Source organism: Paenibacillus maysiensis (genome assembly GCF_000520815.1).
In the GTDB taxonomy this organism is placed as follows: Bacteria; Bacillota; Bacilli; order Paenibacillales; family Paenibacillaceae; genus Paenibacillus; species Paenibacillus maysiensis.
On record NZ_ASRY01000083.1, the window covers coordinates 1 to 10968 of the forward strand.

The 10968-nt window shown below is 45.8% G+C and carries 12 protein-coding genes, 4 tRNA genes and 1 riboswitch; of the genes, 5 read left to right on the top strand and 11 right to left on the bottom strand.

Annotated features, from left to right (window positions below; translation table 11 throughout):
* The 4 genes from kdpB to L696_RS0105720 all read right to left on the bottom strand — a co-directional run.
* A partial coding sequence (gene kdpB / locus L696_RS0105705) for a potassium-transporting ATPase subunit KdpB (RefSeq protein ID WP_025682791.1) occupies window positions 1-1196 on the bottom strand: 1196 nt, incomplete at its 3' end.
* 52 nt (window positions 1197-1248) lie between these two features.
* The gene (gene kdpA, locus L696_RS0105710; protein WP_025682792.1) at window positions 1249-2925 is read right to left on the bottom strand and encodes a potassium-transporting ATPase subunit KdpA; all 1677 of its coding nucleotides are present in this window, start codon (window positions 2923-2925) and stop codon (window positions 1249-1251) included.
* 155 nt (window positions 2926-3080) lie between these two features.
* Window positions 3081-3158, bottom strand: coding sequence for a K(+)-transporting ATPase subunit F (gene kdpF, locus L696_RS32635; protein WP_081473791.1), 78 nt, complete (start codon window positions 3156-3158; stop codon window positions 3081-3083).
* A 213-nt stretch (window positions 3159-3371) separates the two neighbouring features.
* Window positions 3372-3767 carry a hypothetical protein gene (locus L696_RS0105720; RefSeq protein WP_025682793.1) on the bottom strand — a complete coding sequence of 132 codons (396 nt, stop codon included), beginning with the start codon at window positions 3765-3767 and terminating at the stop codon, window positions 3372-3374.
* Between the two features lie 115 nt (window positions 3768-3882).
* Window positions 3883-4056: riboswitch (cyclic di-AMP (ydaO/yuaA leader) on the bottom strand.
* 465 nt (window positions 4057-4521) lie between these two features.
* Between L696_RS0105720 and L696_RS0105725 the strand changes: the two genes are divergently transcribed.
* Window positions 4522-4998, top strand: coding sequence for a glutathione peroxidase (locus L696_RS0105725; RefSeq protein WP_025682794.1), 477 nt, complete (start codon window positions 4522-4524; stop codon window positions 4996-4998).
* Between the two features lie 149 nt (window positions 4999-5147).
* Here the strand turns inward: L696_RS0105725 and L696_RS0105730 are convergent.
* Window positions 5148-5230: transfer RNA gene (locus tag L696_RS0105730), tRNA-Leu, on the bottom strand.
* A 245-nt stretch (window positions 5231-5475) separates the two neighbouring features.
* On the opposite strand from L696_RS0105730, the gene L696_RS0105735 reads away from it, so the two are divergent.
* A complete protein-coding gene (locus L696_RS0105735) occupies window positions 5476-6183 on the top strand; it encodes an urease accessory protein UreF (RefSeq protein WP_245233298.1) in 708 nt (235 codons plus the stop codon).
* Window positions 6184-6537: 354 nt separating this feature from the next.
* Window positions 6538-6759, top strand: a complete 222-nt coding sequence (locus tag L696_RS0105740; protein WP_025682795.1) for a hypothetical protein — start codon at window positions 6538-6540, stop codon at window positions 6757-6759.
* A 128-nt stretch (window positions 6760-6887) separates the two neighbouring features.
* Here the strand turns inward: L696_RS0105740 and L696_RS0105745 are convergent, their stop codons facing one another.
* The 6 genes from L696_RS0105745 to L696_RS0105770 all read right to left on the bottom strand — a co-directional run bounded on the left by L696_RS0105745 (window position 6888) and on the right by L696_RS0105770 (window position 8885).
* Window positions 6888-7271: a helix-turn-helix domain-containing protein gene (locus L696_RS0105745; RefSeq protein WP_014280376.1), complete on the bottom strand. Its 384-nt coding sequence runs from the start codon at window positions 7269-7271 to the stop codon at window positions 6888-6890.
* 107 nt (window positions 7272-7378) lie between these two features.
* Window positions 7379-7753, bottom strand: a complete 375-nt coding sequence (locus L696_RS0105750; protein ID WP_025682796.1) for a helix-turn-helix domain-containing protein — start codon at window positions 7751-7753, stop codon at window positions 7379-7381.
* 185 nt (window positions 7754-7938) lie between these two features.
* Window positions 7939-8394 carry a MarR family winged helix-turn-helix transcriptional regulator gene (locus L696_RS0105755; RefSeq protein WP_025682797.1) on the bottom strand — a complete coding sequence of 152 codons (456 nt, stop codon included), beginning with the start codon at window positions 8392-8394 and terminating at the stop codon, window positions 7939-7941.
* Between the two features lie 164 nt (window positions 8395-8558).
* Window positions 8559-8641: transfer RNA gene (locus L696_RS0105760), tRNA-Leu, on the bottom strand.
* 15 nt (window positions 8642-8656) lie between these two features.
* Window positions 8657-8732 (bottom strand) — tRNA-Lys (locus L696_RS0105765).
* 81 nt (window positions 8733-8813) lie between these two features.
* Window positions 8814-8885: transfer RNA gene (locus L696_RS0105770), tRNA-Glu, on the bottom strand.
* Window positions 8886-9129: 244 nt separating this feature from the next.
* Between L696_RS0105770 and L696_RS0105775 the strand changes: the two genes are divergently transcribed.
* Both L696_RS0105775 and L696_RS0105780 read left to right on the top strand, forming a co-directional pair.
* Window positions 9130-9888: a DeoR/GlpR family DNA-binding transcription regulator gene (locus tag L696_RS0105775; RefSeq protein ID WP_025682798.1), complete on the top strand. Its 759-nt coding sequence runs from the start codon at window positions 9130-9132 to the stop codon at window positions 9886-9888.
* 46 nt (window positions 9889-9934) lie between these two features.
* On the top strand, window positions 9935-10807 hold the full coding sequence (locus L696_RS0105780) for a Cof-type HAD-IIB family hydrolase (protein ID WP_025682799.1): 873 nt from the start codon (window positions 9935-9937) through the stop codon (window positions 10805-10807).
* Window positions 10808-10968 lie beyond the last annotated feature (161 nt).

Consider the following 10968-nt stretch of genomic DNA (forward strand, 5'->3'; position numbering starts at 1 on the left):
TGCCGGACAGAGTCCACCGCGCCCTTACGTACCTTTCGTCCATCGGCCAGATCCAGACCGCTCATCCGGGTTTCCGCCTTGAACTCGATAAAGGTCCCGCCTGCTGCCAAGGATTCATCCAGCGCGTGCTCCTGCTTGCGCATCAACTCCAGAACTGAGCGCCCCTCAGGCGTCTCATCCTTCATCGAGCTCATCGCAGCCCACTTCACTAACTCTGTCTCCTCTACGCCCCCTACAGGCACGAATTGGCTCGCCATCCGGTTACCGAAGGTAATTGTACCCGTTTTGTCCAGAATCATCGTGTTGATGTCTCCAGATGCTTCTACCGCCTTGCCTGACATCGCCAGCACGTTAAACTGGGTGACCCGGTCCATACCGGCAATCCCGATGGCTGACAGCAGTCCTCCAATCGTTGTCGGAATCAGGCAGACCAGCAACGAGATCAGCACGGGAACAGGCAGGTCAATGTTAAAATGACGGGCAATCGGTGCCAGCGTAACCACCACGATCAGAAAAATAATCGTCAAGCTGATCAGCAGGGTATTCAGCGCAATTTCGTTCGGCGTCTTTTGTCGTTGTGCGCCTTCCACGAGCGAAATCATTTTATCGATGAACGTCTCACCTGGCTCTGTCGTAATCCGCACCTTAATTCGGTCACTGACCACGCGCGTCCCGCCGGTTACCGAGCAAAAATCACCACCTGATTCCTTGATCACTGGAGCCGATTCTCCCGTAATCGCCGATTCATCCACTGAGGCAAGACCTTCAATCACCTCACCATCACTCGGAATCATCTCGCCCTGGGACACCATTACAATGTCACCTTTACGCAGCTCGGTCGAGCTGACCACCTGAATCTCATCCCCGACAAGCTTGTTGGCTTGTGTGTCCTGCTTGGATTTTTTCAAAGAGGCAGCCTGCGCCTTACCCCTCCCCTCCGCGAGCGCTTCGGCAAAGTTAGCAAAGAGTAATGTGAACAGCAGGATAATAAAAACAGCCAGATTAAAGCCCATTTCGTTGCCAGTTCCAAAATAACCGGGAAACAGCAGCATGAGCAGCACGACCAATGTGCCGATCTCCACGACGAACATGACAGGATTTTTCATCATGATCATCGGATTTAATTTCATAAAGCTATCCTTGATCGCATGCTTCAAGATGCTTTTGTCCAGCATGCGTTTGCGTTGTTCCTTCATGATCAAGCACCCCGTTCATCCATTCTCATTTTCTTCTTCCTGTTCATCTTCTTCACATGGTCAGAAATTCAGCCACAGGCCCCAATACGATTACGGGCAAAAAGGTCAACGCGCCGATCAACAACACAACCCCGATTAAAATCGCCCCAAACAGCTTGTTGTCCGTGCGAAGTGTGCCCGTCGTCACCGGAGTCGGTGCTTTGGCATTCAATGAAGCCGCTACAGCCAACAGTGCAACTATAGATACATATCGTCCGAAGAACATAACAATCCCTGTTGTCGTGTTCCAAAATACGTTGTTATCCGTAAGACCTTCAAATCCCGAACCGTTATTAGCCGCAGATGAAGCATATTCATATATCACCTGAGTCAATCCGTGATATCCGGGGTTTGTGACCGCATCGTACCCCCAATGACTCATAAAAGCGAGCGCAGTCGGCACCAAAATGAGAAACGGATGTACCAAAATGGCAATCGCGATCAGCTTCATTTCCTTGCCTTCAATTTTCCTGCCCATAAATTCCGGGGTCCTGCCGACCATCAATCCACATATAAACACACCCAGAATCGCGTACATCAGCATATTCATCAGCCCGACGCCCTTACCGCCGAAAATGACGTTCAGCATCATTTCACCCAAAGCAGCCATACCGCCCAGCGGGGTCAGCGTATCGTGCATATTGTTCACCGAGCCTGTGGTTGCCGCCGTCGTTACCGCCGTGAACAACACCGATTGTCCAATGCCGAAGCGAACCTCTTTCCCTTCCATGCTTCCCTGAGTAGCATCCACCCCCATTGCCTGAATCAGCGGATTGCCCGTTTTCTCTGACACGTACGTAATGGATAGGAAAACTAGGAACAATACCATCATGGAGCTAAAAATAATCCAGCCCTGCTTGCGATTACGGGCGAACAGTCCAAAGGTATACGGCAGCGAAGCCGGCATCACCCACATCGCCAAAATTTCCAGCACATTCGTCCAGGGATTTGGATTTTCAAAAGGATGCGCCGAGTTGGCCCCATAGAAACCGCCCCCGTTCGTACCCAAATGCTTGATCGATTCCATTGAAGCAACGGGTCCCAAGGCAATCTGTTGCTGTGTTCCGCTCAGCGTTGTAATATCCGCCGTAGACTGAAGCGTCTGCGGTACCTTCAGTCCGACCAGCACCAGCGTAAGTACAAAGGCCAACGGTAGAAAAATCCGTATAATTGCTTTGATAAAATCCTGAAAAAAGTTGCCCATCCCTTCACCGCGCCGCGTCAATCCTCTCATAAAAGCCGCAGCAACCGAAAATCCGGAAGCAGCCGAAGTGAACATCATCATCGTAACGAACGCCATCTGCGTCAAATACGTAAGTCCGCTTTCTCCGCTATAATGCTGGAGATTCGTATTGGTCATAAAGCTGATCACTGTATTAAATGCCAGTGAAGCTTCCATATTGCCGTTTCCAGCCGGATTACCAGGAAGCAGTCCCTGCAAGCGCAGCAGCACATAGCTGATCGCCACAAGCACGACATTCGTAGCAATGAAGCTCATAACGTACGTGGTCCAACGCATGCTCTCCAGTTTTTTCAATCCTATAACCTTATAAATCAGCTTCTCCGTCCCGCCAAACACACGATCCGTCCGATTCGGTTCATTTGAGAATACATGATATATATAGGTGCCCACTGGTTTCACCAAGAGCAGCAATATCACAATCACAATTCCAATCTGCAGTAGCTCCATCATCTATTCCCTCCTCCAAAATGCTCCTGCGTTTGGGACAACAGACGGTTTCATAGCACCAAGCGAGTGCACACGTTTGCGAAAGCCCGCTGCCTCTGATGCCTCATCCACGATCTGCTATCCCTCGTCCGCTTTATCCTATACCTGAATCCTGATTAGAACTTTTCAGGATTCAGGAGTGCATAGATTAAATACACAAACACAATAGCCGTAAGCGCAAGCACAACCATCATCCTTTTCGCCCTCCTTTGGAGGTCTGCGCATCACACCAGCGTACAAACATCAGTATCACTCCATAACTCACAGCCATCACGAGCAGCATGTATATATCCATCATGTTAATACCCTCCCGTACCAGTCCTTAATTCATCATTCTTACACTCTCGTAAAATCGCTATAAAACTAAATTCAAAAATTTTAATGTAAATTAGCCATATCGTAAGCGACTATCCGTTCAGCAGAAAACCCACCTCTCCATTCAAAGTGTAGATCACATGGTCCGCTCCCAAACCTCGATAAATCCCTTGAGGATTACAGCCGTGTGTAATGACATAGACCGAATCCGATGTCAGCGGCCGGCATATTTGCAGAAAACGGCACGTCAGATTCAAGCTGTTCTCAAACAAATACACGCAGCCAATTTCTTTTTTGGGAAAATTCCACTTCCCTGCTTGCATCGTATTGATGCGCACAACATGCTCCACACCCATTTTTTTGAGCTGTCGTTCCTCCTGAGCGCTATTCGTCAGAACCGCAAACGCCAGATTTTTGAACATAAGCAATTTCACAAAATTTCTGCCCGATTCATTCGGTGCAGTGACAATGATTAGCCGACCTTCCATCAGTAGCTCCTCTCCCGGTATAAAAAGACAACAAAAAGAAGCCGAAGGAAAAAGGCTTTCCTCCGGCTTCTTACGTAACCATGATAAAATAAACCATGGCTACACACGGCGGTTTGTTGCCTCTCCCTGTACGCTTACGAGGTTAGCTGTCGGATTCGGACGTGAGAGTCGCCCTATTTCTGGCACTTGGCCGGAAAATTCACCCCATGAGACACACGACTCTGAAAGCCGTAGAGTTCCCGTTCGGTTCCCCCGCTTTTGCAACTGCAAAATTCAGCGCTATAGACAATTCGTTGCTGCTTCATTCACTTAATTTGAAATTACGTCTTGAATCATACACCCGCGCAAGGAACACTGTAAAGCTCACCTGCGGGGTTATAAATCGGTCTTTGGAGCATAAGAGATTAATAATAGCGCTTACAACATAAATATCCTTCTCCCAGCTCCTTCAATCTCGGTTTTTCATCTCTTTTCGAAAATGTCGGGCATGTCAATATTGGCGTATGGAGAGCATTTTTTGTCCCTTTTTTGTAAAAGAGAAAGAAAAACTGCTGTATGCACCTGATAAACGCCGATTGAGCCTGTTTTACGATGAGAAACAGCGCCAATTCACCCCATTTGCAGTGCAATTTTCCGTTTTGGACAAAATACGATTTTACAGTCGCAGACGGCGCATTACATCTATTATAGACTTGCAACCCTTCGTTAAATTGCTTACAATTTAATTGTGAAATATCAAATAAGGAGGGATACCATGACCGTTTATGAATATGATGCGCAAACCCTGCAAGGGAATGAGATTCCGTTGTCAACCTATGAAGGAAAAGTTCTGCTTATCGTGAATACAGCCAGCAAATGCGGGCTAACCCCCCAATACAAGGCGCTACAAGAGCTATATGACCAATACCATGAGCAGGGTCTTGAAATCCTGGGGTTTCCCAGCAATCAGTTTGCCAAGCAAGAGCCGGGTTCCAGCGAGGACATTGCGGAGTTTTGCCAGATCAACTACGGGGTAACCTTTCCGATGTTTTCCAAAACAGATGTCAATGGCGATCAGGCGCACCCTTTATTTCGCTACCTCACCCGGACAGCTCCGGGCGTATTAGGCTCCAAAGCGATCAAATGGAATTTTACTAAATTTTTAATTACACGCGAAGGTAACGTATTTAAGCGCTACGCCCCACAGACAACTCCGGATAAACTGGCGGGGGATATCGAGAAGCTCTTGTAGCAAAGCTAACAAGCCACTTCATCACCGTTCACAAGCAGCCGATCCAGGCGGCTGCTCCTGTGGCTAGAAAAAAAGGGATATAACAAAAAAAGCATCCAATCACGTGAAAAACGTGTCAGGATGCTTTTTTATCTGTGTCTTGCATGTAATGCGGTCGAGAGGACTCGAACCTCCACGGGCGTACGCCCACTACCCCCTCAAGATAGCGTGTCTGCCATTCCACCACGACCGCAAATTCCAATGTTTCGAGGCAACAGATTTATTATACTCCCTTGTATTCTATTTGTAAACATAAATACAATAATTATTTTTAAAGTTAAATAAACTAACATATAAAAGCTATAAAAATATTTAATTTGACATGTAAGCATCGTAAATGTAAATATATATTACATAATATCACTAAAATTTTTCTTAATCTGATTTTGAAGTCACTTAATATAACATAAAAACTATACTCTAAGGAGGCGAACCGCTTTGCAAAAAGGCAATCGTTTGCTGAACTACGCATTGCTGTTGGACCCTTCCCTGCCTGTCGGTGGCTTCACTCGTTCCTACGGGCTAAAGGAGCTGTTTCGAAATGGTCGTTTAACCTGTCTGCAAGACCTGGAACACTATGCACGCACCGATCTGCATCCTCAGTTCACATCCCTCGATGGCATGGCTATCAAAAGTCTTTATATCGCTGTTCAGCAAAATGATGGTTGGCGTATCGCTCTTATTGATAAAATGCTGCACGCCCAGCGTTCTTCCCTACAGCACATGAAAGAGTCACGCCTATCCGGCCAACGCCTGCTCAAGCTCGCTAAGGCTTTGTACCCTTGGCTTGAATTCGACCGACTCGAAGCTATACTCATCCAATACAATGCGATTGGCACACTCGCAACCGTTCATACCTGGATTAACGTTTCTCTTGGAAATGATGTAGAGCAAGCCATTCACGGCTACCTTGCCGCGGCAGTGTCCTTCTGTGTCGAAGATGCTTCCAAACTACTCCATCCTCCTTATGAGGAAAAAAATCCTGTTATTCAGCGAATGACCAACGAGCTTCTAGACGCATGGAAACAATTCAACGCCCCTGAGTCTGAGCCAACCGCATTTCAGCGTCGCCTTTTGCATAGGCATTGGTCCAGCTCCTACATTACGCAGCCACCCTATATGAGCAGCAACCACCAGCGAGGGTAAGATTCGACTAATTCCTTCGTCTGGCCCCATTATACGCCTCCAGCATCCCCCTGATGCCTGTTTTCACCCTTCCAGCACCAACGCCAAAAGCACTCCCACCACTTTTTTTCAGTGGCAGAGTGCTTTTTTATCTAGAGCACGACTGATATTTCTCACAGTTAACAGGCTCCAGATGGATTATCCAAACCATTTATCACTTAAATAAGTAATAAATTTATCTCAATTACGTATTTTAGATTGTAAAAACACGTATAAACGTGTATCATAGTTTTAGATGGTTAATTCTAACATGTTTACTGATGATTATTATAACACACCAATTATTCCGCAAGTATCCGTAAGGGGCGATTTCACTTGAACAACAAAATGCCTGTCACCTCCTTCGGGTGGGCCATCAAACAAAGGCTTGTCGAACTTCGGCTGGATCAGAAAACATTTTGTGAAACGTATAACATCCCGCCTTCACGCTTGTCCAATCTGATTCACGGCACCCGCAAAGCACAAAGGTACAGAAAACAAGTTGCTGCAATCCTCAACATCGACGATAACGATTATAAGGAGGCATCACCACTCTGAAACCAACGATGCGAGCGTCCCCCAAGGTATATGGCACGCTATAACATCGGCAACCCAAATAAACTCGTCAATCGAACCCGCCGGTCCGTTTTACGGGTTTTCAACCTGAGTGATCTTTAGCGAGAAGATCATTCAGGCTGTGTTTTGTCATTCTCACCTTTTTGCTTACGATATTTCGCAAATTCCACATATTCTAATATGAAATTCTGTTCTTCTGTATCCAGATCCTCTGCCTGGCAATTCAATGGCCCCATCACTCCAAAAAAATAAGCAGCCTTCTGCTCCTGAAGTACGCCCTCCCCCGGCTTGACGCCTTTCATTAACCAATCCAGCGATACATTAAAAAAGTCCGAAATCTGGATTAAATGCATCGTTCCCGGCGTTGTTTTACCTCTTCTCCAGTCTCCAAGATTCCCCGAGCTGATTTTGAGCTTTTCACAAAACGCCTTCTTCGTCATTCCCCGATCCTTAATCAAGGCTTCAATTCGCTGATAAATCGTTTGGTCTCCCAAAATTATCCCCTCCGACACCCTAACTTTTCTTGAACTATTCCCAAAATTTCAATCCTCATTGCAACCATACTTATTCGGTAATCATCACTTTAATATTCTGCACCCGTTTATTCCGTTGTTGAATCTTCCTGCTTTTTCTCTTTACGGAAGCGGGTAAATTCAATATACTCAATTATAAAATCCTTTTCTGTTTCACTAAGCTGCTCTCCCTGGCAATTCAGTTGCCCATATGCATCAAAAAAATAAGGGTCCTTCGACTCCTTCAGCACCTCACCCTGTACATCCCGCCCCAACATGATCCAGTCCAGACTGGCATCAAAAAACGAAGCGATTTCAATGAGCTTATTCGTGCCCGGTGTCGTCTTGCCTCTCTTCCAATCACCAAAATTCCCTGTACTAATACCCAACTGCTCGCAGAACGCCTTTTTCGTCATTCCCCGTTCCTTGATAAGCTCCTCAATTCGTTGGTAAATAGATTGCATAGAAGTCCCTTCCTCCCTAGCAGGCTCTCAGATAACGATATCATGTTTCCTGTTTCCATTTCAAAGATCACGTATGTTATAATTGCCGAATTATGTATGTTGGTTTTCATTATACCACAATATGCAACAAAAACCGCCTGTTTTCCGAAGAAAATGGCGGCCTTCCGTCAGTTCGCATACACCAATTACGGAGTAGCGTTGTCGATTTTAAGAAAAATCTGCTTTAATTCGTTCAAAGTTTCACTCAGGTGTAATAAATCCTCTTCCGACAGAAGCACCAATCTTTCTTGAATTTTACTGGAAAAGGTATTGAATACCTGCTCACAAAAAGCATCGCCCTCTTGTGTAATCGCCACATTCACGACTCTGCGATCCGAGTCACACGACTGGCGATCGGCCAACCCATGCTCCACCAGCTTGTCCAAAAGAGGGGTCATGTTCGGACGCGAGACATTAAGCTGTTTGGATAGTTCAGATACCGTAGACAAGCGCACCTCCCGCAGAAGCATTAATACTTGAAAGTTATTAGGCGACAAATGTAAAGGAATATCGAGCGTGCCGAAGGTGAAAAATTTCTTCTTCACAATCGGAAACAAACCCAAAATATTTTCTGATATATCTCCCAACAGTTGAGTGTCCATATTTTTCACCGTCACTTCATCAGTTTATACTTATCATTCTATAACATTATGGCGTTATATTATACTATAGAATCATTATTTCATAATTATGACTATTTTATTGTATCATTACATAAACAAAAAAAAGCCTCTACCGCGAGAGACTTTTTCGTTCATTCCATTGATGCGGTCGAGAGGACTCGAACCTCCACGAGCGTACGCTCACTACCCCCTCAAGATAGCGTGTCTGCCATTCCACCACGACCGCATAATAAAATATAAATGGTGAGCCATGAAGGACTCGAACCTTCGACACCCTGATTAAAAGTCAGGTGCTCTACCAACTGAGCTAATGGCTCATGCTGTTCATCCAAGATGTCCGCCATCAGACTTCAGGAATTTCCCTTAAGCATGTAACATGTAGTCCATAAAGACAACAATGACCCGTAGGGGAATCGAACCCCTGTTACCTCCGTGAAAGGGAGGTGTCTTAACCGCTTGACCAACGGGCCGCATTTTTATACACCAACTTGGCGACAAGAAAGAGTATATCAAATAGAAGAACGAATGACAATACATATTTTAAAAAAAATTAAAATATGTAGTTTGCGGAGAATTAAAACGCATTTTCACTTACGTAAATCCACTTATTTCACGTTATTAGAAGCATAAAAAGAGATTATATTGCAAAATAACTTAACTTTACTTATAATCACTTACAGAATACCGAAATCATTTTGAATAGAGGAGCTTTTTATGTATCAAGAAGAGCGGATGCTAAAAATTGTTGATTACCTACAGCTTCACAAGCGTATTTCGGTGGATGATATTTGCGAATTTTTTAATGTATCACGAGATACGGCCCGCAGGGATCTGGTAAAGCTAGAGGAGCACCAGAAAATTATTCGAACCCGTGGCGGTGCCCTTCTACCCACACTGGATCACGAATTAACCAGAAACTATAAAGAGAGACTACTCACTGTATCCGAGGAAAAGCAAGTCATTGGACAAATAGCTGCCAGTATGGTTCGAGACGGAGATCGCATCATTCTCGATTCCTCCACCACTGTACAGGCATGTGCCGAAAGGCTCCATGTACAGGAGTGCTCGGTCATTACCAATTCGATTAATCAGGCTGATGTTCTTTCCGAAAAGGACGGCGTTTCGATTCATCTACTCGGCGGACGCTTGCAAAAGGAGCACCGTTTTGTCTACGGTTCTTCCGCCATTGCTACCCTGTCCCGCTATTTTGTAGACAAAGCTTTTGTTGGGATCGGGGGCATTTCTGTCCATGGACTGAGCATTAATCATGAAGAGGACGGTATGCTCAAGCACCAAATGATGAAACAGGCCGATCAGGTGATCATTCTTGCGGATCACTCCAAATTTGGTAAAAACCTTCCTTACCGCTTTGCCGATTTATACGAGGTGGATATCGTTATCACCGACTGTTTGCCGGACCCGGCTATGCTGGATGTTTTTCGCCGTCATGATGTTGAAATTATTGTTCCGTAATGTGGAAGAAGTATGAGATATATAGAATAAGACTGGAGATGGAGAAATGAAACTGTTTGCGATTGATTTGGATGGAACGCTGCTAAACGAGGAAGCAAAAATAAGCAAGGTGAACGCAGACGCGATCCGCAAGGCACAGCAGCAAGGCGTTCAGGTGACCATTGCCACGGGCAGAGCCGCTTATGATGCCTGGAACAAGCTGGAGGAAGCAGAACTTGTGACTCCCGTCATCGGAGCAAACGGCGCGACCATACACGATGCACATCGTCGCCAGCTAACCTCTACACCGATGGACCGGAGTGAAACGTTTGAAGTGTTGAGCTGGCTGCGCGAAAACGATTTTTACTATGAGGTCATGACAGACCGCGCTATTTATTCTCCACAAAACGGACATCAGCTACTGGCTGTTGAAATGGATCGCCTGTTAAGCGCCAATCCGGATATTTCGCTGGATACTTTGTTACATGCAGCCGAGAAACAATATGAACAGACCGGGCATACCCGTATCCCCTCGTATGAAGACATTCCGCTGGATGTAGAGATTTATAACGTGCTGTGCTTCTCCTTTGATCAAGCCAAATTGAACCGGGGGCGCGAGCGTTATCGGGAATTCCCCGGCCTGAACATGGTCATTTCCTCGGACCGTAACTTTGAAGTTGAGCATAAGGATGCCTCCAAAGGAAACGCACTGCGTTATTTTGCAGATCATCTGGGTATTTCCATGGAGGAAGCCGCAGCGGTAGGAGACAGCTATAACGATATTTCGATGCTAACGATGGCAGGTAAAGGCATCGCTATGGGCAATGCAAAAGAAGACATCAAGGCCGTCTGCTCTGAAGTTACCCTGACCAATGTAGAGAATGGCGTAGCTCATACTCTTCTAAATATACTGGATCAACTTCCGAAGCCGACCTTGTAAACTGAAAATCCACAGGCTTTCATAGACAAAAAAGACGCTCGCAAGCATCATTCCGATGCATACGAGCGTCCTTTTTTCTAATCTGAAAAATCAACGGAGAGAGAGGGATTCGAACCCTCGCACCGCTTTCGCAGTCTAACCCCTTAGCAGAGGGTCCCCTT